General features: G+C 55.4%; 23 protein-coding genes and 1 tRNA gene. 10 read left to right on the forward strand and 14 right to left on the reverse strand.

The features are described 5' to 3' along the window. Nucleotides 1–18: 18 nt before the first annotated feature. Entirely contained in the window at nt 19–330 is a 312-nt protein-coding gene (gene rplU / locus FHI25_RS02460) for a 50S ribosomal protein L21 (protein ID WP_008889408.1), read from the reverse strand. Between the two features lie 316 nt (nt 331–646). Between rplU and FHI25_RS02465 the strand changes: the two genes are divergently transcribed. Further along, nucleotides 647–736 (forward strand) — tRNA-Ser (locus tag FHI25_RS02465). Between the two features lie 546 nt (nt 737–1,282). Here the strand turns inward: FHI25_RS02465 and FHI25_RS02470 are convergent. Beyond that, complete coding sequence (locus FHI25_RS02470; RefSeq protein WP_210514772.1) at nt 1,283–2,107, reverse strand: NAD(P)-dependent oxidoreductase; 825 nt, start codon at nt 2,105–2,107, stop codon at nt 1,283–1,285. Nucleotides 2,108–2,576: 469 nt separating this feature from the next. Continuing rightward, entirely contained in the window at nt 2,577–3,017 is a 441-nt protein-coding gene (gene mntR, locus FHI25_RS02475; protein WP_210514775.1) for a manganese-binding transcriptional regulator MntR, read from the reverse strand. 141 nt (nt 3,018–3,158) lie between these two features. On the opposite strand from mntR, the gene FHI25_RS02480 reads away from it, so the two are divergent. The 4 genes from FHI25_RS02480 to FHI25_RS02495 are packed head-to-tail and all read left to right on the forward strand — an operon-like array spanning nt 3,159 to nt 7,171. Further along, on the forward strand, nt 3,159–4,133 hold the full coding sequence (locus FHI25_RS02480) for a zinc ABC transporter substrate-binding protein (RefSeq protein ID WP_210514778.1): 975 nt from the start codon (nt 3,159–3,161) through the stop codon (nt 4,131–4,133). A 55-nt stretch (nt 4,134–4,188) separates the two neighbouring features. Beyond that, nucleotides 4,189–4,989: a metal ABC transporter ATP-binding protein gene (locus tag FHI25_RS02485; protein ID WP_246878863.1), complete on the forward strand. Its 801-nt coding sequence runs from the start codon at nt 4,189–4,191 to the stop codon at nt 4,987–4,989. A 5-nt stretch (nt 4,990–4,994) separates the two neighbouring features. Next, a complete protein-coding gene (locus tag FHI25_RS02490) occupies nt 4,995–6,224 on the forward strand; it encodes a metal ABC transporter permease (protein WP_210514781.1) in 1,230 nt (409 codons plus the stop codon). Further along, nucleotides 6,221–7,171, forward strand: coding sequence for a metal ABC transporter permease (locus FHI25_RS02495; RefSeq protein ID WP_210514784.1), 951 nt, complete (start codon nt 6,221–6,223; stop codon nt 7,169–7,171). The genes FHI25_RS02490 and FHI25_RS02495 overlap by 4 nt, the downstream gene beginning before the upstream one ends. A gap of 53 nt (nt 7,172–7,224) precedes the next feature. On the opposite strand, the gene FHI25_RS02500 is transcribed toward FHI25_RS02495, so the two are convergent. After that, nucleotides 7,225–8,292 carry a siderophore-interacting protein gene (locus FHI25_RS02500; RefSeq protein WP_210514787.1) on the reverse strand — a complete coding sequence of 356 codons (1,068 nt, stop codon included), beginning with the start codon at nt 8,290–8,292 and terminating at the stop codon, nt 7,225–7,227. Nucleotides 8,293–8,479: 187 nt separating this feature from the next. On the opposite strand from FHI25_RS02500, the gene FHI25_RS02505 reads away from it, so the two are divergent. The 4 genes from FHI25_RS02505 (at nt 8,480) to FHI25_RS02520 (ending at nt 13,015) form a co-directional block, all read left to right on the forward strand. Further along, nucleotides 8,480–9,331: a GNAT family N-acetyltransferase gene (locus FHI25_RS02505; protein WP_246878864.1), complete on the forward strand. Its 852-nt coding sequence runs from the start codon at nt 8,480–8,482 to the stop codon at nt 9,329–9,331. A 495-nt stretch (nt 9,332–9,826) separates the two neighbouring features. Then, entirely contained in the window at nt 9,827–10,597 is a 771-nt protein-coding gene (locus FHI25_RS02510; protein WP_210514792.1) for a MotA/TolQ/ExbB proton channel family protein, read from the forward strand. A gap of 44 nt (nt 10,598–10,641) precedes the next feature. Further along, nucleotides 10,642–11,577: an OmpA family protein gene (locus FHI25_RS02515; protein ID WP_210514795.1), complete on the forward strand. Its 936-nt coding sequence runs from the start codon at nt 10,642–10,644 to the stop codon at nt 11,575–11,577. 61 nt (nt 11,578–11,638) lie between these two features. Then, nucleotides 11,639–13,015, forward strand: coding sequence for a pentapeptide repeat-containing protein (locus FHI25_RS02520; RefSeq protein ID WP_210514797.1), 1,377 nt, complete (start codon nt 11,639–11,641; stop codon nt 13,013–13,015). On the opposite strand, the gene FHI25_RS02525 is transcribed toward FHI25_RS02520, so the two are convergent. The 9 genes from FHI25_RS02525 to FHI25_RS02565 all read right to left on the reverse strand — a co-directional run bounded on the left by FHI25_RS02525 (nt 13,012) and on the right by FHI25_RS02565 (nt 24,190). After that, nucleotides 13,012–13,527, reverse strand: a complete 516-nt coding sequence (locus tag FHI25_RS02525) for a GNAT family N-acetyltransferase (RefSeq protein ID WP_210514799.1) — start codon at nt 13,525–13,527, stop codon at nt 13,012–13,014. The two genes, FHI25_RS02520 and FHI25_RS02525, sit on opposite strands and share 4 nt — an antisense overlap. Nucleotides 13,528–13,535: 8 nt before the next feature. Beyond that, nucleotides 13,536–15,497 (reverse strand): DNA mismatch repair endonuclease MutL, encoded by a 1,962-nt coding sequence (gene mutL, locus FHI25_RS02530; RefSeq protein ID WP_210514801.1) that lies wholly within the window; start codon nt 15,495–15,497, stop codon nt 13,536–13,538. A gap of 116 nt (nt 15,498–15,613) precedes the next feature. Then, complete coding sequence (locus FHI25_RS02535) at nt 15,614–16,945, reverse strand: pitrilysin family protein (protein ID WP_210514804.1); 1,332 nt, start codon at nt 16,943–16,945, stop codon at nt 15,614–15,616. Nucleotide 16,946: 1 nt separating this feature from the next. Then, nucleotides 16,947–18,341, reverse strand: a complete 1,395-nt coding sequence (locus FHI25_RS02540) for a pitrilysin family protein (RefSeq protein ID WP_246878865.1) — start codon at nt 18,339–18,341, stop codon at nt 16,947–16,949. Nucleotides 18,342–18,547: 206 nt separating this feature from the next. Further along, the gene (locus tag FHI25_RS02545; protein WP_063088643.1) at nt 18,548–19,129 is read right to left on the reverse strand and encodes a DUF3035 domain-containing protein; all 582 of its coding nucleotides are present in this window, start codon (nt 19,127–19,129) and stop codon (nt 18,548–18,550) included. Between the two features lie 50 nt (nt 19,130–19,179). Continuing rightward, complete coding sequence (lspA, locus tag FHI25_RS02550; protein WP_063088642.1) at nt 19,180–19,653, reverse strand: signal peptidase II; 474 nt, start codon at nt 19,651–19,653, stop codon at nt 19,180–19,182. A gap of 65 nt (nt 19,654–19,718) precedes the next feature. Then, the gene (gene ileS / locus FHI25_RS02555; RefSeq protein ID WP_210514810.1) at nt 19,719–22,556 is read right to left on the reverse strand and encodes an isoleucine--tRNA ligase; all 2,838 of its coding nucleotides are present in this window, start codon (nt 22,554–22,556) and stop codon (nt 19,719–19,721) included. Between the two features lie 109 nt (nt 22,557–22,665). Then, on the reverse strand, nt 22,666–23,622 hold the full coding sequence (locus FHI25_RS02560) for a bifunctional riboflavin kinase/FAD synthetase (RefSeq protein ID WP_210514813.1): 957 nt from the start codon (nt 23,620–23,622) through the stop codon (nt 22,666–22,668). A 130-nt stretch (nt 23,623–23,752) separates the two neighbouring features. Beyond that, a complete protein-coding gene (locus tag FHI25_RS02565) occupies nt 23,753–24,190 on the reverse strand; it encodes a MaoC family dehydratase (RefSeq protein WP_210514816.1) in 438 nt (145 codons plus the stop codon). Between the two features lie 506 nt (nt 24,191–24,696). Between FHI25_RS02565 and FHI25_RS02570 the strand changes: the two genes are divergently transcribed. After that, entirely contained in the window at nt 24,697–25,488 is a 792-nt protein-coding gene (locus tag FHI25_RS02570) for a class I SAM-dependent methyltransferase (RefSeq protein ID WP_063089007.1), read from the forward strand. On the opposite strand, the gene FHI25_RS02575 is transcribed toward FHI25_RS02570, so the two are convergent. Next, nucleotides 25,489–26,280, reverse strand: coding sequence for a sterol desaturase family protein (locus FHI25_RS02575; protein ID WP_210514819.1), 792 nt, complete (start codon nt 26,278–26,280; stop codon nt 25,489–25,491). Nucleotides 26,281–26,454: the final 174 nt, after the last annotated feature.

Here is a 26,454-nt window from a genome sequence, read left to right on the forward strand (position 1 = left end):
GCATCTCAACCTGATAAATCAGGCTTTGATGTCCTTGATGCGCAGAACAGTCAGGTTCTGGCGATGACCATTTTTACGACGGTAGTTATGCCGGCGCTTTTTCTTGAAAACGATCACCTTGTCGCCCTTGGCCTGCTCGAGAACTTCTGCGGTAACAGAAGCACCTTTGACCAACGGAGCACCAACCTTCGGCGCACCGTCGCCAGCAACCATGAGAACTTCTTCAAGTTTCACGGTGTCACCGGCCTGGGCAGCGATCTTTTCGACTTTGATAACGTCGTTGGCAGCAACTTTATACTGTTTGCCGCCAGTTTTGATGATTGCGTACATCTAAAAGTTCCTGAAAAACATTCTGGAAACACAAACGCGCAGCTCGGTGCCGCTGCTAACAGATACCGAACCGCTGCGAAGAACGGGTGAATTACCGCTTTTGCCTCGAAGAGTCAACCACAGAGTGACCTTTTACGCCGCCCGGGACGGCAGGCCAAAGCCGCAGATTTGCGCGAGCTTGCCAGACTTGCAAACCGGTTCAAACATCGCGCCCCAAAAGCCCAGGCAAAAGAGTTCGGTGAAATTTGAGATTTCCCTCTTGCAATCTGGCGCTCATCCCGGTAAACACCGCCTCGAACGCCAAGACCACACATGCGGAGAGGTGCCGGAGTGGTCGAACGGGGCGGTCTCGAAAACCGTTGTACTAGCAATAGTACCGTGGGTTCGAATCCCACCCTCTCCGCCATTTTCCAGATGAACAAAGCTCGCTAAATTGTAAAGCTCGGGTGCTTCTGTGAGATGCGGAACTTGAAGAATGGTGGCCATCAATCAACTTCGCTACCAAATTTGACCCAGACACCAATCCAAACAAAACTTGCTAATCGTGTACGAGCTAAAGTTACAAATGCTACGCTTATGAGATGTTGACCAAAATCTTATAAATACTCTCCATAAAAAGCCCCCCCGTTTGATCACGATCACTGTAAATTGCGCTGGACCTTGCTTGGAAAATCCTGGAAAGAGAGAAGTGCTCGGATGATAAAAATGCCCCTCGCGTAATACCGAAACAATACTCTTCCAAACTGATACTTCAATTCTCTATAAACTTCCCACATTGCCTGACATTCCGTTAAATGAAACCTTGATGCACTTGCTCATTGATACACCAGCAAGCTCAACAGGACTCGTTACTATGTCTTTAATCGAGTTCGGAAATGTGCACCGGAAGCCCGCAAGCCAAGTCTACCTTCATTATATAACAGGAAACAGAAGACGCTAACTGACGGCCCACTCAACACGTCGCCTGCGCATCTATGGATCGCCGAGTGAGCTCAACAACTTGCCTAATCCCCTTCTCAAGGCTGGTTTTAGGACTCCAGCCTGGCACTTTTCCCCGGATAGGAGTTATTGGAGTACGGCCCTGAATCTCACCTGGAATCACTTTGGCATCCGTTTCAGAAGCAATAGCATTCGCTACGTCTAAGATTGATACCCATTCGAAACTAGTTACATCGTAGGGACCCTGACTTAACCTCAGAGAAATTGCTCGTTCCAGCGCTTCGTGTGCGTCCTCCATATAAACGAACTGACGCATCTCCTCCCCTGTCGTGATCATGCGTATTTCTCCGGAAGTAAGTGCTTGCCAAACAAAATCGCAAATAACGTGAGATCGCTGAGAGACCTGCTCCAAGCCACCGTAAACGTTCCATAATCTAACATTCCCCCCCCCAATGAGACCTGTCCACACTTCGCCCAAACGCTTTGTAACACCATAGACTGTGTCAATCTCTTCAGCTAGTTGACTAGAAACGAATAAAAAAGGAACACCGCCCTCAGAAAGCTGAGGCAATAAATTTGACAAGAGCTTCACGTTCCAATCCAGCTGTCGAAATTGTGCATCTCGTTGGTACAAATATTTTGAACCTCCAACATCCCAAGCAAGAATGTAAACGTAATCAAATTCTGAAAAATCAAACTTGAAGTTACGCGCATCCATTGCAGGGTCTAATTTCAGATCAAACGTCGTCACACGGTAGCCTCGAGAAGCTAAAAATTTGCAGAATGGCCTTCCAACATAGCCATCTCCGCCAATCACCATAATTTGATTTGAAATCATGAAAACGAACCCAACTCCCAATCAAAGTCAAATCGATAAATTTAGTAGCATTTTGTTTATATTTAAGAGACGTTAGCTCCAATGACATTAGCTTCTGCGTTGCAATTAGCGTCTAAGATCAAGTTCACAACCTCTTCGAGGTGCATCTTTCAATAGTGTTTAAGAGCACGGTCTAGTGACAACATCTTAATGCTTTCCGCAAAGGGTATTTTCCGAATGCTCTAAGAAGCCTAACAAATTCAACTTGCAACCCGATAACCACAGCTAACACTGGTTAAATCAAGTTATTCATCATCAAATTGACGGTGAAATCTTCTTTCAACATTAACGATAATTTTTCCGATAATAAACAAGTCTTGGCCGGCTAAAAACGACTCTCAAACGCCGTATCCCGCTTGCTATTTTTCAAAGGCACACTCAGTCTCTGACAATAAAATTCTAAGTTGTTCGACTTTTCCTGTCCCCGCAGTCAACGGCAGGAACATTTAAAGAAACCGCTCCTAAAAACCCTCAACGTCTCCTCACTCACATGATGTTCAATCCCCTCGGCATCGAACTCCGCGACCTCGGGGTCGACGCCAATAGAGACGAGGAAGTTATAGACGATCTGGTGGCGTTCGCGACATTTTTTGGCGAGGGTTTCGCCTTTTTCTGTCAGGAAGATCGAGCGGTAGGGGCGTGAGGTGACGTAGCCGTCGCGTTCCAGGCGCTTGATGGTGTTATTCACCGTCGCCGCCGTTACGCCAAAGCGCTCGGCCAGGGCGACTGAGCGCGCTTCGCCTTCTTCGGCGATCAGATCGCCGATCATTTCCACGTAGTCTTCGGTCACTTCGCGGGCATGCGCGTCGCGCAGGCGCGCAAAAACTTCGGCCTTGTTGTGACGCGGGTTAAGCTGGGTGTCTTCGCCCATTGAATTCTCCAATCCAGACTCCTGAAACCTTCATAACAAGTAAGTTGGCAAATAGCAATTTAGCCTTGACTAACTTTAAAAGTCCGCACATAAATAGGGGACATTTACCAGAGTAATTCCAATTAGCTTTCGGATGCCCTGATGCCGTTTTTCCCCACTGCCCGACCCGTCGCTCGTTATCTTGTTGCACTTGCCGTTGCGCTGTTTGTTGGTGCGGGTGTTGCCCATGCGAAACCGTTGAATGTGGTTGCGACCACATCGATGATTGCCGATGCCGCGCGTCAGGTCGCCGGTGATCGGGCCGAGGTCACGGCGCTCATGGGGCCGGGTGTGGATCCGCATTCCTATCGCCAGACGCGAAGCGATATCGCCGCCTTGGCGCGTGCCGATCTTGTTTTATGGCATGGCCTTTATCTTGAGGCGCAGCTTGAAGAGTTTTTCCTTGATCTTGGCAAGCGGCGCAACGTGGTTGCTGTCGGCGAAGCCGTGGCGCGCGAGAAGCTTCTGAGCCATGCCGACTATGAAGGCCGGTTTGATCCGCATGTCTGGATGGACCCGAAACTCTGGGAAACCGTGGTTTATGCCGTGCGCGATGCCCTGATCAAAACCGATCCTGATGGCGAGGCAACCTATAATACCAATGCCGATGCCCATGTGGCCGAGATCGAAAAACTGGTCGACTATATGACATCCGTCACCGCCACCGTGCCAAAGCAAAGCCGCGTGCTGTTGACCGCCCATGATGCGTTTAGCTATTTCGGGCGTGGCTATGATTTCGACGTGCTGGGCATTCAGGGCATTTCAACAGAGTCTGAGGCGGGCCTGCGGCGGGTCGAGGAACTGGTCGACACCATTGTTGAGCGCAAGATCTCAGCCGTCTTTGTCGAAAGCTCCGTCCCGGAACGCAATGTGCGTGCCCTAATCGAAGGGGCTTCTGCCCGTGGCCAGGACGTTACGATTGGTGGTACGCTTTATTCCGATGCGATGGGCGAGCCGGGCACCTATGAAGGCACCTATATCGGCATGATCGATCACAATGCGACATTGATCACCCGCGCCCTTGGCGGCGATGCTCCTGAAGGCGGCTTTCAGGGTAAGCTTGCGGCCGGATCATAACCGCTTCACATATTAATCCAGATGGCATGACGCAAAACGAAGCAGGATACACACCATGAGCAGCGCCAAACTGGTTGCAGAATCAGGCAAGATACTGGACGTCGCATCCAAGGACGCGCCGCTGACCGTGCGCGGGCTGACGGTATCTTATGGCAATAAGCCTGCTGTTTTTTCCGTTGATGCCTCGATCCCGGCGGGCTCCATGACCGCGATTATTGGCCCGAATGGTGCCGGCAAGTCGACTTTCCTCAAAGGTGCACTTGGTGTGGTGCCGCGCCTTTCGGGCGAAGTGCGCATTTTTGGCAAGCTGTTTGAAGATGCCCGCGATCGCGTCGCCTATGTGCCACAACGTGCCAGTGTTGATTGGGATTTTCCGGCGCGTGTGATTGATGTCGTCCTGATGGGGCTTTATGGATCGGTCGGGCTGTTTCGCCTGTGGCGCGCGCGCCATCGTGAACAGGCGATGGAGTGCCTGAAACGGGTTGGCATGGCCGATTTCGCCGACCGCCAGATCGGCCAGCTTTCCGGCGGCCAGCAGCAACGTGTGTTTCTGGCGCGTGCCTTGGCGCAGAATGCGGAGTTCTATTTGCTCGATGAGCCGTTTGCCGGCGTCGATGCCGCGACCGAACGCGCGATTGTTTCGGTGCTGAAGGAACTTAAAGCCGAAGGCCGCACAGTCGTCTGCGTGCATCATGATCTTTCGACCGTGGCCGAGTATTTTGATCGGGTTCTTCTGATCAATGTGCGGCGCATTGCCGAAGGCCCGGTCGAGACGACCTTCACCGCCGAAAACCTTCAGGAAACCTATGGCGGGCGACTTGCCGCCACCCATATCGATGAACTGCATCTGGCGTAACGCACATGGGATTTGGTGATTATTTCATAAGCGCCCTTTTCCTGCAGGCTGGCTATAACAGCGCGCTTGTTGCAATCGGTGCGGGCTTGCTTGGCCTGTCGGCGGGCAGTGCCGGGGCGTTTATTTTCCTGCGTAAACGCGCCCTTGTTTCCGATGCGATCAGTCATGCCACCCTGCCCGGTGTCGGGCTTGCATTCATTATCATGGTGGCGTTTGGCAGTGACGGGCGCTGGTTGCCGGGGCTTATTCTGGGATCGGCGATTTCATCGGCCATCGGGCTTTTGATGGTCGAATGGATCACGCGCAAAACCCGCCTGACCGAGGACGCCGCGATCGGTGCCGTGCTGTCGGTATTTTTCGGCTTTGGCATCGTTCTTTTGACGGTGATCCAGACCATGTCATCAGGCCGTCAGGCCGGGCTTGAAAACTTCCTGCTGGGTTCGACCGCCGGCATGCTGATTTCCGAAGCCACCACCATCGCCGTTGCCGGGGCCTTGGCAGCAGGCTTTGTTTTCCTGCTTCGGCGTCCGATGACGCTTGTGGCGTTTGATCCGGAATATGCCGCGACCACCGGGGTTAATGTGCGCAATATCGACCTGGCCATGATGGGGCTTGCCCTGATTGTCACGGTGATCGGGCTTAAGATCGTTGGCCTTATCCTGATTGTCGCCCTTTTGATCATTCCGCCGGTGGCGGCGCGCTTCTGGACCAATCAGGTCGGCAAGATGATCGGGATTGCCGCCGTCATTGGCGGTCTTTCGGGTTATGTCGGGGCGGTGTTATCGGCCGCGCACGCGGCACTTCCGACCGGACCGATCATTGTTCTGGTGGCCTTCGGATTCTTTATGATCTCGGCCCTGTTTTCGCCGTTGCGTGGCGGGCTGGCATCGGCGTTGCGGCATCAGCGGTTCCAGCGCCGCGTGCATCGCCGGCAAGGCTTGCTGTCACTTGCGCGCCGTGAACCGATCTATGACGGGCTGACCATTCGCATCCTGCGCCGTGCCGGGATGATCCGCGCAGACGGGGTTGCCACCGCGCGCGGCCGGATTGCCGCAGAGAAAGCCGCCCATGACGAAGCCCGCTGGGCGATGGCGCGCCGGATGCTGCCCGATGACTCAGCGATTGAACGCTATGACGGGTTGACCCCGATTGAACGGATGATGACGCCCGACCAAATCGCCGAGATTGATCGCATGATCCAGAACGCGCAAACCACCCAGGGAGCAAAGGCATGATCGATGATCTGATCACAGCCCTTGGCGCGGAGTTTGTGCAACTGAGCCTGACGCCGATTGTGATTGGCACGCTGGCCGCCATTGCCTGTGCGCTTCCGGGTAATTTCCTGTTACTCCGTCGCCAGGCCCTGATTGGTGATGCCATCAGTCACGTTGTGCTGCCCGGTATTGTTGCGGCCTTTCTGGTGACCGGCACCATCACCGCCGTTCCGATGATGCTGGGCGCAGGGGCGGCTGCGATCATTGCCGTGGTGATGATCGAAATCGTCAAACGCCTCGGGCGGGTTGAGCCGGGGGCGGCGATGGGGTTGGTTTTCACAACCCTGTTTGCCGCCGGTGTTTTATTCCTTGAAATTACCGATACCAGTTCTGTGCATATCGATGTGCAGCATGCGTTGCTGGGCAATCTGGAAAGCCTGATCTGGTTTGATGCCGAAGGTTGGGGATCGCTTTTGGATCCGGCGGCCCTTGCGACACTGCCACCGCAATTGCCGCGTCTGGCGGTTGTTCTGGTCGGCATCGGGCTGTTTATTTTCCTGTTCTGGAAAGAATTGAAAATCTCGACCTTTGATGCCGCCTTTGCCGGGGCGATTGGTATTCGTACCCGCGCGCTTGGCTTTGCGCTCGTGGTGGCAACAGCCGTTGCCGCCGTTGCAGCCTTTGATGCGGTCGGGTCGATTATCGTGATTGCAATGTTTGTCTGCCCGCCAGCCAGCGCGCGACTGATGACCAATCAGTTGGCCCGCCAAGTCGGCTGGTCGGTCGCGTTTGCCACCATCTCGGCCATTCTGGGCTATGTCTTGGCGGGGTATGGTCCGGGTTGGTTCGGATCACCCTATGCGGTCAGTGCCGCAGGCATGATCGCGACGGTGTCAGGTGTGATCCTTATTCTGACCTGCCTGTTTGGCCCGCAACGCAAACGCGTTGGCCAGCAGGCCGAAGCCTGACGGTTTCGGAGTGCGCAGTTGCCTTCAAAAGATATTCGCGGTGACGCCGGGATTTAACGCCCGGCCTTGCGCCAGAATGTCATCGCGACACAGCGATCACGATCAAGGCCACAATCCTTGCGCCAATAAGTGTGGATCGGTTTGTAATCTGCCTGCTCCACCCCGGCCCAGCAATAGACGCGATCATGCGCATCGGGAATTTCCACAGATCGAATGGCGTCCTGGATCAGGCTGCGCGCGACAAGGTATTGATCATCGCGAAACAGCCATTGAACCTGTATCTGACTGTCGGTGGGCACCGCGATAACGTCTGATCTGTTTGCGACTTCAATAATCGCGTGGCCGGTTACATGGCCCGGCATTTCGGCCAGATAACGGCCAATGGCTGGCAAGGCGGTTTCATCACCGGCCAACAGAACCCAGTCGGCCTCAGGCAGTGCGGTTCCCAAGGGGCCGGTCATCGCCACAACATCCCCGGGGCTTGCATGCATGGCAAAGGCCGAGCCCGGGCCATTATCGCCATGCATGACAAAGTCGACGTCAATCCAGCCGGCCTTGGCATCGATTGCGCGGATCGTATAGACGCGTTGTTCGATGGTGTTTTCACCACTGGGCCAGACGGGCATGCCGTTATCGGCAAGGGTCGGCCATTGCGGATTTTGCTGCCCACGCGGCGGGATCAGAAGCCGGACATGGATGGCTTTGCTGTTATAAGCCTCAAGATCACGGCTATGAAGGCGCAAGCGCCGCATATGCGGTGAAAGGTCGGTGATCTCGCCCACTGTCAGTTCGCAGAAATTAGGCAGTTTGCCGTTGCTTTTGCCCGCCCCCGTCCAGCGGCAATCAAGATCAGCCCCAGGTGCCGCCCCCTGCAGGATCGAAATAATCGCCGACTTCATCTGGATGACATCGACCTCGGTCTTTGCACCGACTTCGACCTCAAGAACGGTTTCTGTGCTGCTGAGCTGAATATGGCCGATGGAAACCGATATCCGCGTTTGATCCTCATCCCCTGTGACATCGCAATCATGTTCACGATAGAACGCGGCGGCCTGTTTGATCAGGGCGGCACTGTCTGGAAGTGCGATGCGCGTTTTGGCCGTCAGAAGCGATGTGGACATGGTGGGCTCTCGGAAAAAAGGTGCGCGGACAAGATGTGTTTGCCTGTAATAATAACAATGATAGGCATTCTCAATAAAAATTATCATTGATTTTGGCGGTGCGTGATAGATGTTTGGCACATGCGTTTGCCCTGTCAGCGGCGGCAAGTGCTACCTTGATCTGTTTATTGGAAGTCTGAACAAAGCGATGCCTGACAAAATCCGCCGTCTGAAATCATTCGAGTTTCCCCTTGCCGTTGAATGGGCCACCAAAGAGGGCTGGAACCCCGGCCTTGCCGATGCAGAGGTGTTTTTCAACACCGACTCGGAAGGGTTCTGGGGCGCGTTTGACAAACAGGGACTGGCGGCGGTCATTTCAGCAGTCCAGTACAGCTCGGACTTTGGCTTTGTCGGGTTTTACATCTGCCGCCCGGATCGTCGCGGGTCGGGTCTTGGCTATCGCCTGTGGCAGGCCGTGCTTGAGGGTAGCGTTCCCAAAACCATCGGTCTTGATGGCGTTGTCGATCAACAGGACAATTATCGCAAATCGGGTTTTGAGTTTGCCCATCGCAACATTCGTTTTGGCGGCGTGGTCACGGCCAGTGGCGAAACGCCAGATGATCTGTTCACACTTGCGGTCGATGACATTGCCATTGTCGATGCGTTTGAGCAGACCTGTAACCTGTTCGCGGAAAGCCGGATTGAGTTCCTGCGTGGCTGGATTGGCAACGACAAACACAAAGCCCTTGCCCTGAAGGGTTTGATGGGTGTTCGCGCATATGGTGTGATCCGCCCATGCCTTGAAGGACACAAGATCGGACCACTGTTTGCCCCCGATGCCACAGATGCAAAAACCCTGTTTGGCGCCCTTTTGCAAAGCCGGGATGATCAGAGCGGCAAGGTCTATCTCGATGTGCCTGAGCCCAATCAGGCAGCAATTGATCTGGCCTCGGCCCATGGCATGGTGCCGGAGTTCGAGACAGCCCGCATGTATAAGGGGCCGGCACCGAAGCTTGATCTTGATATGACTTTCGGGATTTCGTCGTTCGAACTGGGCTAGTTTGAGCCAGATTTTTCGGCAAGTTTTACCGGTAAGTCCTTGCAAACATCAGAAAATGTCAGAATTCCGGTCCTGTTTGGGACTGTTTCCTTGGTGTAAAACCAAAGAGCCCCGCCACAGGAATAGAATTTTCTTATTCTTAGGGCGGGGTTGAGTGCTGTTCGAAAGTCTGGCAACAAACATTTAACGCCATACGTATATGCCTTTCCAAACCAAGGCAGTAACTTCATCACCGAACGGCGATGATTATCGGCGGCATTTGGTCATTGTCGGCAAGAAGTTGCTGCAAGCATATGGAAAACCAGTAACACAGTCCCAATTTCAGGAGTGTAGTCCGCGTTTCATTTCCATCTGGCAGCCTTTCAAGCAGACGATTTTCATCTGTGTGTCTGTCAGACCACTGATTAGTGTACGACCCGCCACGTGTCGCCTGCCCCCCCGTTTGGTAACGATGCGTTTGACGAACTTGTTTTAAGGCCGGATTTTAAAACCGACATGGATATAGCGACACTTATTGGAATTATCGCCGGGATGGGCGTTATTTTTGGCGCCATCTTGATGGGTGGCAGCCTTGATTCCTTTGTCGACCTTCCGTCCGTCATGGTGGTGTTTGGCGGAACAGCAGCCGCCACCTTGATCAAATTCCCGATGCGTGATGTTATCAAGTCGCTCAAGATCGGCATTGGCATTGCGTTCAAGAACCCCAAGGAAGACCCGCTTTCGATCTATGAAAAGGCGATCGAACTTGCCGGCATCGTGCGCAAGAACGGCCTTTTGGGACTTGAAAGCGTTGAAGTCGAAAATGAAATCATGGCGCGCGGCATCCGCATGTGCGTGGATGGTCACAGCGGCGAGGTGATCCGCAGTTCGATTTCAAGCGAGGTGGAAAAATCCATCCAGAATGACGAGCTTGGCGAACTGATGTTCCGTGGCATCGGTGATACAGCCCCGGCATTTGGCATGATCGGGACACTGGTTGGTCTGGTGCAGATGCTGGCCAACCTGTCAGACCCGGATGCCATCGGCCCGGCAATGGCAATTGCCATGCTGACCACCTTCTATGGCGCTGTTCTGGCCAACCTGATCGCGCTTCCGGTTGCCGACAAACTGGCCCTTAAGGTTGATCGTTTGAAAAACACCAAACAGCTGATCATTGAATCGGTGGTGCAGATCCAGGCCAGCCAGAGCCCGATGGTGATGAAGGAAATCCTCGGTCCCTATCTTCCGGGGGGCGTTCCGGCCGATCCTGAAGACGGCGGAGCATGATCGTGATGGCAGCGCGCATTCAGGCAGCAGACTGGGCATAGGCGATGGCAAAGAAACCAGCAGCAGGCGCACCGGCTTGGATGGCGACATTCGCCGATCTGATGTCGTTGCTGCTTGTCCTGTTTGTGCTGTTGCTGACTTTTGCCGAGATGGATGTCATCCGCTACAAACAGATTGCCGGTTCGGTCAAGGCGGCCTTTGGTTTTTCCCAACAGGATCAACTTGCCGGGGTGATCGAGCTTGATGGCTCCATCGTTGGCAAATCGCTTAAGGCACCAACACCCGATACCCCGCGTGTGGTGTCGGAAATCCCGCAGGCCGAGACCCCCGAGGTTGAAAGCGACGAAACCGACAGCAAGGAAGAAAAGGCCGAGGCGCTTGAAGAAACGCTTGGCAAGGTTCTTGATAATATGGGTCTTCAGGATCAGGTCGGGCTGGAGCGTATTGACGGCGAGGTTGTCATGCGCTTTCCCAACGAATTGGCCTTTCCGTCCGGCTCGTCGGGCATGACAGATGAATTTGCCGCCATCCTGAACCGCGTCGCACCGGTGATTAACCAGACTGCCGGCGAAATTTTTGTCGCCGGTCACACCGATAACGTTCCTGTTTCGGCGTCGTCTCCCTATATATCGAACTGGGACCTGTCGGCGGCACGTGCGACGTCGGTTCTGCACTTTCTGATCGACCAGAATGGTACGGATCCAAGCCGCATGGTCATTCAAGGATATGGCGACAGTCGGCCACTGGCGACCAACGATACACCCGAGGGGCGGGCAACCAATCGTCGGGTCGAGATAACCATTGAAATGGTCGAGACCAATTTCGACGCTAACGGCGCATCAGAAGGCAGCGAATTCAGAGCCCCGTCAAGCGGTGGAGAAGACTTTGATGAGGGTGCAAATCCGGGAACCGGTGATGCCACCAGAAGTCCACACTCTGAAGCACGGCGTACTTTCAGCATACCGTCAGACAGCCCCTGACAGAAGTCTGCCAACGGGATCCGATCCAAAAAACGCGTGAGCAAAGGGAATACCGCCCATCATGGCGAGCCATGCCAACAAGAAAAAGACAATCCTGTATGCGGATTACAGCGAACGGAACATCAGTGCCGCACGCGCAGCCGTTGAACATTTTGGCTTTGGCAACTTCGTTGAGTGTGACGACCGCGAACGCACGATCGAACTGATTGCCGAGCTTAAACCGGATCTGGTTCTGATCGGTCTTTATCTTGATGGCATCCGCGGTATTTCGACAATTCGCGCCATTCGTGATGCCGCCACGAGTGGAAATCCCCATGGCGGTATCGTCCCGATCCTGCTCGGCGCGCCGAAACTGGATCGCCGGGGCATGCGCGATGCGGTCGACGCCGGGATTGAGGGCGTTTTTCGCCAACCGATTGATCCAGAACGCCTGACCAAGATCATTGAGACGGTCCTGAAAAAACCACGCCGCTTCGTGCTGGAGGAAAACTATTTCGGCCCCGCACGGCCACAGGATCTTGCGAAAATGGTGGCTTCGAATGCCACCAGCGCGAGCGCAAAGCCAAAAAATCCGACGGCAACGGTCCCCGAAAGCACCGAGACTTCCGAAACACCGGAAAACGACGGTGCCGGACCGAAAACGCAAACAAAGCCCGCCAAACCGTCGCCTGGCATCGGCATGCCCACAAATCTGGACATCGCCGATAGCCGACCACGCCTGAACGGTGCCGGTCAGACATTTGGTGATGGCGAGCTTGTTGGTGTTCCGAGTACGCATGACAAACGCACAAGCGCACAGAACCTAGAGGCCCTTCAATCTGCCAAAGAGGTCCTGCCTGCCGCCGTTGCCAGTGATGAAACCAAGCCGTCCGATGCCGCCGATGAACCGATTGAGGCCGAGGATGACACCACGGCAGAAGACGAGGAACTCGTCGAGATTGACCTGCACGCGGCGTTGATCAGTCACAAGCTTTGGGTGGATACAGGTGGGCGCGAAGGGGCTGTGATGTCCATCGAACATGCCGATCTGCGCGAGGCCGAGCTGGAAGGCATTGATCTCAGCCGGTGTGGATTGCCGTTTGCCAGTTTCCATCGTGCCAATTGCAAGGATGCGGTATTGCGCCGCTGCAACCTGGTTGCAGCGGATTTTGGTGAAAGCAATCTGAATAATGCCAACCTGGCGGCAAGCCGACTTTCAGGCGCACGGTTTAACAAGGCGATGATGCGCAACACGGTGTTTTTGGGATCGGACCTATCCAATGCCAATTTCCGGGGTCTCAAGATGGTCAATTGTGATCTGAGCGGCACCAATCTGGCCGGAACGGATTTCCGCGATGCGGATCTGAGTGGCACGCGTGGCCTGTTTGCCGAGCAAATCCAGCGGGCGCGCGTCAATGCCAATACCCGCCTGCCCCACGACCTGAAGCTGCGCGATTAGTCGAGATCACAGACCATATGCAGGCTGGGAAAACGGAAGTCCGGGGCAAAAGGCGCTTCGAAATCACCGATCACCCGAAAGCCAAGTGACTCATAAAACCGTCTGGCCGTCAGCGTGGAATAGCATTCAAAGCGCGTGACATTTTCAGATGCCTTGGCGTCGCTTACGCAGCGATCAAACAGCATGCTGGCAATGCCCTTTCGCGCGTGATCGGGATCGACGGCGAAATGCCGGACGTGGGCCAGCCCCGGTTGGACATCACCTTCCTGGCTTCCGGGCCGAACCGCTGTCCAGCCACCTGCGCCGACAACGTCACCGGCCTCTGTCCTGGCGATGTAATAGGTGCCCGAACTTAATAACTCGGGCTTTGCAAAGGTTAAAAACGGCATGGCGCGTTCAAGCATTTCCGGCGCATAGTCATGGACCAGAAACGTCGCATAGGACCGCGCAAACAAGGCACGGATGGCCGGGGCATCCTCAAGGGTCGCGATATGAAGCGTGATCGCCGCCATTTGCTTTCCTACCTCCGGCCAAACATCTTTTCGATGTCGTTAAGCTTGAGCTCAACATAGGTCGGGCGGCCATGGTTGCACTGGCCTGAATGCGGGGTGGCTTCCATCTGGCGCAAAAGCGCGTTCATTTCATCGGCATTAAGCTTGCGCCCCGAACGCACCGACCCGTGGCACGCCATGGTCGCACAGACATACATCAGCCGGTCCTTCAGCGCCATGCCCTGCCCCAGCTCGGCAATTTCATCGGCCATGTCGCGCACCAGCGCGCTGACATCAACCTTGCCCAGCATGGCCGGCACTTCGCGGACAACAATCGCGCCGGGACCAAACGGCTCGATCACCAGACCCAGTTCGGCAAATTCATCGGCGCGTTCGGCAATACGATCAGCGGACGCTTCATCGAGTTCGACGACTTCGGGCAGCAACAGCCCTTGTCGCTTCACGCCACTTTCGGCCAGGTCGGCCTTCATGCGTTCATAGACAATGCGTTCATGGGCAGCATGCTGATCGACAATCACCAAACCGTCGCGGGTCTGGGCGATGATGTAATTGGCATGCACCTGCCCGCGGGCCGCCCCCAGCGGATGATCCACAAACTTGCCTTCATCGGTGATGTTATCAATGCGCGCAGACGGTGCGGCGGCGTCATAGCCGCCCGAAAGGGCGGTTGCCGCGGCCGCCGCAAAGCCACCCTCGCCACCCGCGATGTTAGCGCTACCAGCCGATCCGCCAAACTCACGCCCGCGATCAAACAGGCCACCATAGTTTCCTTGATTTTCCATCGGTGCCTGGGCGGCGTAATTGCGCTCAATCGCGGCATGGCCCGGCACGTTTGGCTGATAATGTCCGATGTTAAATCCGCTGCCACCGCCGCTTCGCGCGCCCCCACCATACGGAAGTGAGGGTCCCTCACCTTCGCGGCGCACCGCCCCCAAGGCCATGTCGGCCACCGTGGTTGAGGCACGATGCCCCGCCCCGGCCAGCGCATGTTTAAGTGCGCCGACAATAAGCCCGCGTACCAGCCCCGGATCGCGGAACCGGACCTCGGTCTTGCCGGGATGGACGTTGACGTCAACATCACGCGGTGTCAGTTCAAAGAACAGCGCCAGTAACGGATGGCGATCCCGCGCCAGAAAATCCTGATAGGCGCCGCGCACCGCCCCTTGCAGCAGCCGATCCTTGACCGGGCGGCCATTAACAAACATGAACTGCATCTGGGCATTGCCACGGTTCAATGTCGGCACCCCGGCATAACCGGTCAGGCGGATGCCTTCACGCTCCGCCTCAATCTGAAGGGCGTTGTCCTGAAACTCGCGGCCCATGACCGCCCCCAACCGCTTCAGGCGGGCATCAAACAGGTCGCCTTCGCAGGCCGGGTAATTCAGGATCGTCTTGTTGTTATCGCCACTGAGTGTAAAACCGACATCAGGCCGCGCCATGGCCAGACGATCCATGATTTCGCGCGCATACATCTGCTCTGTCCGCGCGGTCTTCAGGAACTTGAGACGTGCTGGCGTGGCATAGAACAGATCACGCACTTCGACCCGCGTGCCATAGGGATGGGCGGCTGGTTCCGGTGCGCCCTTGGCCCCGCCTTCGACCGCCAGCGTCCAGGCATTTTCGGAGCCGCGCACCCGGCTGGTCAGGCGCATGCGCGACACCGACCCAATCGATGGCAAGGCTTCGCCGCGAAAGCCCATGAAACCGATATTAAACAGATCATCATCGGGCAGTTTCGAGGTCGCATGGCGTTCGACTGCGAGTGCCAGTTCGTCCGGCGTCATGCCCTTGCCGTCATCAGTGACGGACAGCAACGTCCGACCGCCATCGCGCAGATTGACATCCACCTTGGTCGCCCCGGCATCCAACGCGTTTTCCACCAGTTCCTTAAGCGCGGCCGCAGGACGTTCGACCACCTCACCGGCGGCAATCTGGTTGATCAGGTTCTGTGGCAGGACGCGCAGGGTCATGAAGGCGGTGCTCGTGATGTTTATCTTGGTTGGGATGAACCTATCAAAGCGCAAAGCGCGGCGAAATCCCTTTCACCGCGCTTTGCAACTTTTAAGGCTCAATGGCCAGTCTCCGATCAGAAGGCCAGATCACCTTCCGGCTTGCCAACCACGGTCACGGTGACATTGGCCGGGTCCATCAGACTTGCTGCCACGCGGTTGACGTCATCAAGACTGACGGCATTGACCATGTCATTGCGGCGATCAAGGAAGTCCATACCAAGGTCTTCCTTTTGCATGCCGACCAGCATGCCCGACAGGTTGCCAAGGCTTGTGAAGCGCAGCGGGAAGGCCCCGGTGAGGTAGGCCTTGGCATTATCAAGTTCTTCCTGATCGATGCCATCGCGCTTCATCTTGATCCATTCGGTGCTGATCAGCGACAGGCTTTGGCCAATCGCGTCATTGCGCGTGGCGACCCCGCCCATCATCATGTCGGCATGGTCCAGATTGGCAAGGTAGCTATAGACACCATAAGCAAGCCCGCGCTTTTCACGGACTTCCTCGGTCAGGCGCGATGAGAAACCACCACCGCCAAGAATGTAATTCATCACATAGGCGGCATAGAAATCCGGATCCTGGCGTTCGATGCCCTTCTGCCCCCAGATTGCCTGACTTTGCGGAATGTCCTGTTCGATTACGTCGATATCGCCATAGGTCGGTGTGACATCGGCGATCTTGGGCAGGTCGCTTTTCGCGGGCAACGCGCCAAAGGCCTCGTCGAGCAAAGGACCAAGTTCTTCGGCGGTGATGTCACCGGCAACCCCGACAATCAGGTTATCCTTGGCAAAGGCGCGGCGCACGAAGCCACGAAAATCATTGGCGTTCAAACCGGCCACGGTTTCAAGCGTGCCCGAGACCGGTCGGCCATAGGGATGATCACCAAAGATCGAGGCAAAGAACGTGCGGCTGGCGATATCGCGCGGATCGGTTTCGGCCCGTTTGAGGCCGGATACAACCTGTGCACGGATACGCTCAACCGCCTCGTCGTCAAAGCGCGGCTCGGACAGGGCCAGACGCAGCAGATCAATCGCGGTATCGCGTTCACGCGTTAGCGTGGTGAGCGATCCGGCAAAATCATCGCGCCCGGCATCAAAGGAAAGACCGATGGACCGGTTTTCCATTTCGCCCCGGAAGGTTTGGCTGTCCATGGCACCTGCACCTTCGTCAATCAGGCCCGATACCATATTGGCCAAGCCAAGCTTGCCATCCGGATCAGTTGCCGCCCCCGCACCGGTAAAAGCGATATCCATGGTCATCAGCGGGTTCATGTGATCTTCGATCAGCCAGGCGCGAATGCCGCCGTCTGAAATCACTTCCTGAACTTCAACCGCCTTGGCCTGTTGCGCGAAGCCAAGGCCCAGTGTGGTTGCAAAGGCAACACCGGCAATCTGTTTAAACAGCTTGTTCATATCAGTGCACTCCTTCGCCGGAGGTAATCGGAAGGGCGGCACCAGCCCCAGTGACCGGGCCACCTTCGGGCGGCATCAGCCAGCCGGTGACAGATTTGTTGGCATCAAAGACGCGTTTGGCAGCATCATTAACCTGATCCACCGTCACGGCCGAAATCCGATCCGGCCAGCTTTCGACCTGATCCACGGTCAAACCGACCGCAAGCGACTGGCCGAGCACACGCGCACCGGCCGAAAGCGAATCACGGGCGAAGACGGCACTATCAAGCAGCTTCTGCTTGGCGCGATCGAGTTCATCCTGGGTGACACCGTCGGCAACGACCTTGGCAATTTCGGCCTCGACCGCCTTTTCAAGGTCGGCCAGATCAACATCGCCGCGCGGAACGGCATAGACACCGAAGCTTGCCAGATCGACGGCGACCGGGTCATAGAAGGTGCCAACGCTTGATGCGATTTCCTGATCAACCACAAGCGCCTTAAAGAAGCGGCTGGTAGTGCCCGATCCGATGATTTCGCTCAGCACATCAAGCGGTGCGGCATCAGCCGCATCGGTATTATAGGACGGTGCCAGGTAATAGCGCGACCAGGATGCCTGACCGACCTGCGGGTCACGCATGGTGACCTTGCGCGGGGCATGCTGAACCGGTTCCTGAACACGGTTGCGGGTCATGTCCTTACCACGCGGGATGACGCCATAATATTTTTCCGCCATCGGCAGCAATTCATCCATCGTGATGTCGCCGGCAACAACCAGAATGGCGTTATTGGGCGCATACCAGTTTTGATAAAATTCAAGCGCGTCTTCGGTGGAAAGTTTTTCCATCTCATGGCGCCAGCCAATGATCGACCGACCATAGGGATGCGCCATATAAAGCGATGCGCGCATCTGTTCACCCAAAAGTGCGCCCGGGCTGGTATCAATGCGCGACCGGCGTTCTTCGATGATCACATCGCGTTCGGGCAGAACCACATCATCTGAAAGTCTCAGATTGGTCATGCGGTCGGCTTCCATTTCCATAACCAGATCAAGCCGGTCTCGGGCGATGTTCTGGAAATATCCGGTATAGTCCCAACTGGTGAAGGCGTTGTCATTGCCGCCATTGCGCGCAACGATCTTTGAAAAGTCGCCCGGCGCCATATTATCAGTACCCTTGAACATCAGATGTTCAAGGAAATGGGCAATGCCCGATACACCTTGTGGTTCGTCGGCCGAGCCGACCTTGTACCAGACCATATGGGTAACGACGGGTGCGCGGTGATTTTCCACCAGCACGACCTGCATGCCGTTATCAAGGGTGGCAGTTTGGGGGCTGAAAACAGCCGCCCGTGACAAACCGGGCACAAGGGCAAGGGTCAGAGCGACGAGGGCGAGCACAGCCACAGAACTGCGCGTCATTGATCGGATTGTTCCAGAAATTCTCATTGTGGCGTCCCATTCCAATTCAGGATGGTTATGCAAACGGTGTGTTTCAATGCAGGTACGGCAGAACGCGGCACTTGCATTCAACAGGCATTTCTTAAGAACCGAATATGACAGAACAAGGGCGCGAAACCATCGCGCCCTTGTCTGAATGCATCAACTTGTCGTGTGTTCGGCGAAGCTTAGAAGATGTCTTCCAGCCAGCCTTTCTGTTTGCGTTCGATCACAGGGGTATCGGCACCACCGGCAACATTGTCACCCAATGCCTGCTGATCGCGGATACGCTTGGCTTCGGCCGCCGGATCGACGACAGTGCCGAATTCCGGCTTTTCCTGCCAGAACAGCAGATCGTCGACGACGCCTTCGCTTTCGGAAATGAAGATCGAGGTTTCACGATCCACCGTGTTGCGGATTTCCGGATCGGCATATTGCGCACCGGATGCCGAAAGAAGGGCAACCTGACCCTTGCTGCGCGTACCCTCGGTAATGTCACGTTTTACAACGTTGGGATCTTCGCCGACCAGAATACGGCGCGCCTGATCGGTGGTCGATCCGGTTTGCGGGCGCGGTGCGCCCGGATCAGGAACACGCAATGTAAAATCAGGCGGCAGGCTGAGCGGGGCGCGCGAAACAACCGCAAACTCGTCGGGCGACTGTTTGTTCAGGCCAAAGGTTTCACGTGTTGATTCACAACCGGAAACGCCAAGCGCAAGTCCGCCCAGCAATGCAATTTTGAAAATATTGGTCGTCAGTTTCCGGGCCATTTGTGCCTCATTACCACTTCAAAACCGGACCATGTCCGCCCGGCCAAAATTCATCTGGTAGATTTTTTACCGCCAAAAAGGGAATCGATCAACAGTAGCGCCGCACCAACCGTGATTGCACTATCGGCAATATTGAATACCGGCCAGTGATAACCCGCAACATGCAGATCAATGAAGTCAGTCACAGCCCCGTGGCGCAGACGATCCACGAGGTTGCCAACTGCGCCGCCAATGATCATTGCCAGGGCAAAGCGCAACATGGAATCGCGCGTGCGCCACATCCAGATGCCAAAGCCAATGGTGATGGCAGCGGTCACCGCAATCATCACCCAAGGTGCCTGCCCCTGAAACAGGCCAAACGAAACACCCGGGTTCCAGGCCAGAACAAAGTTCATGAACGGCGTCACTTCGATCACGCGAAGCGGGTTCGACAGACCATCAATGGCAAGCGCCTTGGTCCACTGGTCGACACCAAAGACGATTGCAATGACGATCAGACCAAACACAAAGGCACGATGTTTCATCAACACTCTTTCTGACTTGCCGGGATGTGCCCTGCCAGCAGGCAGGGCGTTCCCGAACGCCACCGTTACTCGGCAGCAATTCCCATTTCATCAACGGCATCCGCACAGCGGTTGCAAACGGTTTTATGTTCAGCGTGGCTGCCAACTTCCGGCAGGGTCTGCCAGCAACGTTCGCATTTCTCGCCATCCGCCAATGCCGGCACAACACCAACACCGGCAACATCATCAAGGGTATAGGCACCATCCGGTGCATCACCCGTGATCAGTTCGATGTCAGATGTAATGGCGATTTCGGCAAGATTAAGGCCAGCCAGGGCTTCGACATAATCTGCGGTCGCATAAACCTTTGGTGCGGCATCAAGGCTGGCACCAATGCGTTTTTCTGCACGTTCAAGTTCAAGCGCACCGGTGACAACCCGGCGAAGCTTGCGGATTTTGGCCCATTTGGCGGCCAGCGCGTCGTCTTTCCAGCCATCGGAAACCGCGTTGAAGGTTTCCGAGTGAACCGAGCTTTCCGCACCATAGCGCGCACGCCATGCTTCATCGGCGGTAAAGCACAGAACCGGTGCCAACCAGCGAACAAGGCAATCAAACACGCGATCCATGACCGTGCGAGCCGCACGGCGGCGCAGGCTGCTTGGTGCGTCGCAATAAAGCGCGTCCTTGCGGATATCAAGATAGAACGCCGACATATCAAGCGCGCAGAAGTTATGCAGCTCGATAAACATCGAGTGGAAATCGTAGTCCGCAGTCGTCTTGCGCACCATGTCATCAAGGTGGCTCAGACGATGCAGAACCCAGCGTTCGAGTTCCGGCAGCTCGTTATCTGCAACCTTTTCAGACTGGTCAAAGCCGTCAAGGTTGCCCAGCAGGAAGCGCAGGGTATTGCGCAGACGACGATAGATGTCTGAATGGCGCTGAATGATTTCATGGCTGATGCGCAGATCATCATGATAATCGGAGCTTACCACCCACAGACGCAGGATGTCGGCCCCCAGTTTGTCGATGACATCGTTCGGCGCAATGACGTTGCCGAGCGATTTCGACATCTTGCGGCCTTCGCCATCAAGAACAAAGCCATGGGTCAGAACGGCCTCGTACGGTGCGCGACCACGGGTACCACAGGATTCCAGCAGCGAGCTGTGGAACCAGCCGCGATGCTGATCCGATCCTTCGAGGTACAGATCCGCCGGCCATTTCAGGTCCTGACGTTCTTCGAGCACGAAGGCATGGGTCGAACCGGAATCAAACCAGACGTCAAGCACGTCGGTGACCTGTTCGAAATCATCGGCATTGTATTTGTCGCCAAGGAAATACTGTGCATCGCGGGTGAACCATGCATCAGCACCTTCTTCGCAGAAGGCTTCGTACACGCGATCCAGAACTTCCTGATCACGCAGCGGCTGGCGGGTGCTTTTTTCAATGAACACAGTGATCGGCACGCCCCATGCGCGCTGGCGCGATACGCACCAGTCCGGGCGGTTGGCGATCATGGAATGCAGACGGTTACGACCGGCTTCCGGCACAAAGCGGGTTTCATCAATCGCCTTGAGCGCCTTTTCACGCAGGTCATTATCCTGCATGGAAATGAACCATTGCGGTGTGGTGCGATAGATCACCGGTGCCTTGGAACGCCACGAGCACGGATAGGAGTGCTTAAGACGGCCACGCGACAGCAGCGCGCCAACTTCGATCAGCTTGGCGATGACCGCTTCGTTCGCACCTGCTTCCTTGCCGTTTTCATCATAGATACGTTCGCCGGCAAACAGCGGCACGGTCTGATAATAGGCACCGTCACCATCGACCATTTCCGGAACTTCCAGACCGTATTTCAGGCCGGTCTGGTAATCGTCCGGGCCGTGGGTCGGTGCGGTATGGACAAAGCCGGTACCGGTGTCGGTCGTGACATAATCAGCCGCCAGAAGCGGCACATCAAAGTCATAGCCCTGCCCGCGGAACGGATGGGCCGAAAGCGTGCCTTCAAGCTCGGCGCCCTTAAAGGTACCGACAACCTTGTGACCGGTAACACGACCGTTTTTGCACAGGTCTTCGAGAAGGTCGGTACAGACGGCCATCTTCTCGCCGACGGTGGCCCAGGCTTCCTCGGCGGTTTCGGTGACTTCGATGACGGAATATTCGATGTCTTCGCCATACGAAATCGCGCGGTTGCCCGGAATGGTCCAAGGGGTCGTGGTCCAGATGACGATGGTCGCGTCTTTAAGCAGATCAACCTTGGTCTCGGTGACCGGGAAGCGAACATAGATCGTTTTGGACGTATGGTCGTGATATTCGACTTCCGCCTCGGCAAGGGCGGTCTTTTCAACCACCGACCACATGACCGGTTTGGAGCCCATATAGAGCGAACCGTTCATCAGGAACTTGCCAAGTTCACGGGCAATAGATGCCTCTGCCTTGTAGTCCATGGTGACATAGGGATTGTCCCAGTCGCCCATCACGCCAAGGCGTTTGAACTCTTCGCGCTGAATATCTAGCCATTTCTGGGCGAACTCGCGGCATTCCTTGCGGAATTCGGCAATCGGAACATCGTCCTTGTTCTTGCCCTTGGCACGGTATTGTTCTTCGATCTTCCATTCAATCGGAAGGCCGTGGCAATCCCAACCCGGAACGTAAACAGCGTTCTTGCCCAGCATCTGCTGGGAACGGGTGATGACGTCTTTAAGGATTTTGTTCAGTGCATGACCAATATGCAGGTGACCGTTGGCATAGGGCGGGCCATCATGGAGGACAAACATTTCACGATCGGCCGAAATACCGCGAATTTTGCCGTAGAGGTCCTCTTTCTTCCACTGCTCGAGCAGGGTGGGCTCCATCTTTGGCAAACCCGCCCGCATCGGGAAATCGGTCTTGGGCAGGATAACGGTTTTCTTGTATTCGACACTCATCGTGACGGTCCTGTCGTCTTGAACAAATTAAAAGGGCGAACCCCCGGAGATCTCGCGAAAAGCTGATCTTGCGAAAAGCGCGCGGATCATAGCGGGTTCGTCAACAAATTCAAATCTTGCCGAGAATATCCTTGGCAGCGATCACATCTGCTGCGATCTGGGCTTTCAGGGCATCAAGCCCATCGAACTTCTTTTCCCCGCGGATAAAGCCGTGCAGACGCACGCGTACCCGCCGGTCATAGATGTCCTCATCAAAGTCAAAAAGGTGTGCTTCTAGCCCGGCATCATCATCGCCGCCAAAGCTTGGCCGGACGCCAATATTGGCGACTCCGGGGATCCAGCGTTCGACGGTTTTGCCATCGGTTTTAGAAACCAGTCCAAGTTCGACAGCGTAAACACCGAATTTCGGGCGCAGGTGATTGCCAAGCGGAACATTGGCCGTTGGGAAGCCGATGGTGCGTCCGCGCGCATCGCCATGGGCGACAACGCCGCCAATCTCCCACGGGCGCCCCAAAAGATGCTTGGCGTCTTCGGGGCGGCCATCACGGAGCGCCTGACGGATCGCGGTCGAGGAATAGACAATCCCGTTATCATGAGTAACAGCGGTTACCGCCGTAACGCCAAAACCGGATTTCTCACCAATCGCGCGCAGCAAATCGACATCCCCTGCCCGGCCCTTGCCGAAACAGAAATCCCAGCCAACCACGACATGTTTGGCGCCAAGACCCGTGACCAGAACACGTTCGATGAATTCCTCGGCGGTCATAGCGGCAAAGTCGCGGTTAAACTCGACTTCATAGAACAGGTCGATATCGATGCTGCCAGCCGCGGTTTCGCGATCCTCGGCCGAGGTCAGACGGAACGGCGGATCATCGGCGCGAAACAGCATGCGCGGATGGGGCTCGAACGTCAGGATCGCAAGCGGCGCACCAAGATCGCGGGCAATCGCACGGGCCTGATCCAGAAGCGTCTGATGCCCCAGATGCAGTCCATCGAAATTGCCGATCGCCACAACGGCGCCGCGCGCATCATCGGTCAGGTTCTCAAAAGATCGAAAAACGCGCATTCGCGCCGGTCTCTCTTTGCTGCGTTCCATGCCTGCCGACCTTTTGTCGGCAAATCCAGCAGGCAGCTATATAGGGCGCAGGCCCGAAGCGTAAAGACTTTTCCGACAAAAAAGCGCAGGCTTTCCGGCATCAGGCGCGCGAAGGCACCATCACGGTTGCTTCGCCCGAGATCACGCAACGATCCCCGACATAGCAGTTGGTTTCCATAATGGCGCGTTTCTTGGCCGGGATCAGTTCACGCACGGTCACACGTGCTGTCACGGTATCGCCGATCCGAACCGGTGCCTTGAATTGCAGGTTCTGGGAAAGATAAATCGTGCCAGGCCCCGGCAGGCGCGTGCCAAGGACCGTCGAAATGAAACCGGCCGACAGCATGCCATGGGCAATGCGGCCTTCGAACATCGTGGTTGCGGCGTAATCCTGATTAAGGTGCACCGGGTTGGTATCACCGGTAATGCCGGCAAACATCACGATGTCGGTTTCGGTTACCGTTTTTCCATAACTGCCCGACAGCCCGATCTCGAGATCTTCGAAATACAGCCCATGAAGTCCGTCGCGTTCATTCATTTCCTAGAAACCCTATGCCTGTTGCGCGGTCGCTTACATTGCAGATGTCGCGCTTATAATTATTTTGCAATGCAATATTTGTAATTTTATTGCGCATTTTTCGAAATGAGCAATGCCTATTTCGTCGAATGCCGTTGCGACTGGCGCTTGAAATTGTCTGAAACGGGGACATATCAGCGCATGCCCACCTGTGATATCAATGATCTAGGGTCCAAACTCATTCACATGACCGCCCCGGCAACCGATATGAGAGAAAAATCCAGGAAAAGCTCGCAGAGCGGGGTGATCCCCGGTCAAGGGATTTGACACAGGGGCTTTCTCTCATATCGGTTGTCCTTCGGATCTCCCGGATTTGCACGGGCTATTTTGTCGCAAAACCTTGAAAGATATAGATCTTCCTGCGGCCTTGCTCCGCATATCCGCACAAATCCGGGGGACCGGGACGATTATGTGAATGAGTTTGGACCCTAAGCCCTATAAAAACAAACCTTTGGGAAACGCCCCCGATGAACAACACAATTGCAGACACCTATGAAATTGCCATGGGTCGATGGAGCCGCCGCCTGTCGCGCAGCTTCCTTGATTTTGTTGCCGCACCATCTTGTGGGGCGTTGGTTGATGTTGGATGTGGCACGGGCAGCCTGACCCTGGCTGCGGCCAACCGTTATCCGGATGCGCGGGTTGTCGGTATTGACCTGATCCCCGACTACCTGACAGACGCCTTGCGCGAAGAAGCTTCAAATATCGAACTTAAAACCGGGGATGCGTTGTCGCTGCCGTTTGAGAACAACAGTTTTGATACTGCCTTCTCGCAGCTGTTGATCAATGATCTGGAAGATCCGGAAAAGGCGGTTGCCGAGATGGTCCGCGTTACCAAACCGAACGGGAAAATAGCAGCGTCTGTCTGGGACCGCGCCGGTGGGTTGACGTTTATCCGTCTGTTTCTCGATGCCGCGGCCATTTTGGCCGGGGTCGAAGGCGAAAAATTGCGCGAAGAGGTTTTCGACGTCCCCTATCAGGATGAAGATGACCTTTATGATCTTTGGTCTGATGCGGGATTGGGCGATATTGAAACCGCAACCTTGGCCGTGCGCATGGATTTCATCGATTTCGATGACTACTGGCAGTCGCTGATGGGAGCACACAGCCTGATCCGCAATTTCTTTAACCGGCAATATGCCGACACGGCCTATGAAATTCAGCAGGCCACACGTTTGGCGTATCTTGGTGGCAAGACAGACGGGCGACGGTCGCTTGTGGCATCGGCCATGGCGGTGCGCGGCGTGGTGCCAGCGTAATCAGCGACGCCGAAACGGCATCCAGAGAACGCCCAGCAAACTTTGGCTGTCCATGTCCCGGAATTCCTTAAGGCCAATCTGCATATCGTGATCATTGACCTTGGTATGGTCAATATAGCTGACAAACAGCCGATCCCAGATGGATAGGATATTGCCATAGTTGCTGTTGGTTTCTTTCATCAGGCTTGAATGGTGCACCCGGTGCATATCAGGTGTCACGACCACCCGTCGCAAGGCGCGATCAAGGCGTTTGGGCAGATGCACATTGCCATGATTAAACAGGGCAAAGCCGCTTAGCATGCTTTCATAAATCACCACTGCCCATGGATCGGCCCCGATCAAAACGACAAAGGTCGATTTGTAGAGCGCGGATGCGACGATCTCGACCGGATGGAACCGCACCGCGGTCGAGACATCAAATTCTGTATCGCAGTGATGCACCCGGTGAAACCGCCAGAACACCGGCACGATGTGGGTCAGGCGGTGCTGCCAATAGATCACACAATCAAGAACAATGATGGTGACCAGCCCGGACAATAATGCAGGCATACCGACAAGGTTATTTATCCCCCAACCATTGGCCTGCGCCCAGATGGCGGCGGCAATCATCGCAGCCCCAATGGTGAAACGTGAAAGGGCGGCACTCAGCAACAGCAGACCAAAATTGGTCAGCCAACGCATGGGGCGACGCACGGCTTCCTTGGGTCGATAAGGGGCCACCGCCTCCCACAAGGCCATGACCACCAAGATGGCGGCAAAGATACCCAGCCGAAATAGTCCGCTCTGATCCATTTCATCCTGCCTTGTGTGATAAGGAGCGCGTGTGCGTCACCTTGAACTGATATCGGATATCGCAATGTATAAACAACATCTTGCAGTTCGATATCTCATCACCTTTATGTTAGAGAAAGGTGATTCATACTGAAATGCCAATGCTTGGCGACAATAACCGATAACGGGGGACTA

Origin of the sequence: Thalassospira sp. ER-Se-21-Dark (assembly GCF_017922435.1) — a bacterium.
Taxonomy (GTDB): Bacteria; Pseudomonadota; Alphaproteobacteria; order Rhodospirillales; family Thalassospiraceae; genus Thalassospira.